This window comes from Pelomicrobium sp. G1 (assembly GCF_051905455.1).
In the GTDB taxonomy this organism is placed as follows: Bacteria; Pseudomonadota; Gammaproteobacteria; order Burkholderiales; family UBA6910; genus Pelomicrobium.
Genome location: NZ_JBQACR010000603.1, coordinates 1 through 236 on the forward strand (window position 1 = coordinate 1; position 236 = coordinate 236).

At 64.4% G+C, this 236-nt stretch carries 1 protein-coding gene; it reads right to left on the reverse strand.

The window, feature by feature from the left end:
• Positions 1–236 (reverse strand): glycine--tRNA ligase subunit alpha (locus tag ACTFO6_RS19805; protein ID WP_439935998.1); only part of this gene is annotated, 236 nt, incomplete at both ends.

Here is a 236-nt window from a genome sequence, read left to right on the forward strand (position 1 = left end):
TAGGTGACCCCATCGGTCCACACCAGGTCGAACACGCTCTCCTTGCCCTGGAGATACAGGGCGAGCCGCTCCAGCCCGTAGGTGATCTCCCCGGTGACCGGGCGGCACGGGAGGCTGCCCACCTCCTGGAAATAGTTGAACTGGGTCACCTCCATGCCGTTCAGCCACACCTCCCAGTCCAGTCCCCAGGCGCCCAGGGTGGGGTTTTCCCAGTTGTCCTCGACGAAGCGCACATC